General features: G+C 33.9%; 1 pseudogene. It reads left to right on the top strand.

The features are described 5' to 3' along the window. Window positions 1-360: pseudogene (locus ELQ04_RS08545) on the top strand (methyl-accepting chemotaxis protein); the annotation flags it as partial.

The following is a 360-nucleotide window of genomic DNA, read 5'->3' as shown; positions in this document are numbered from 1 at the left end:
GAACAAGACAATCAAGCCGTTAAAGAATCAGTTCAAACCGTATCAGTTGTAGAAGGTGGTAATCTAACAGCAAGAATTACCGCTAATCCAAGAAACCCGCAACTGATTGAACTTAAAAATGTTCTAAATAGACTTCTTGATGCTTTACAAGCTAGAGTAGGTTCTGATATGAATGAAATCCAAAGAGTATTTAATAGTTATAAATCTCTTGACTTTACTACTGAAGTAAAAGATGCCAATGGAGCTGTAGAGGTAACTACTAATGCACTAGGACAAGAAATCATTAAAATGCTAAAACAAAGTTCAGACTTTGCTAATGCTTTAGCTAATGAAAGTGGAAAATTACAAACTGCTGTTCAA

The sequence above is a fragment of the Campylobacter sp. CH278 genome, assembly GCF_004378845.1.
In the GTDB taxonomy this organism is placed as follows: Bacteria; Campylobacterota; Campylobacteria; order Campylobacterales; family Campylobacteraceae; genus Campylobacter_D; species Campylobacter_D jejuni.
The sequence above is the reverse complement of the archived record's forward strand: the minus strand, read 5'-3'. Positions and strand labels throughout refer to the sequence as shown.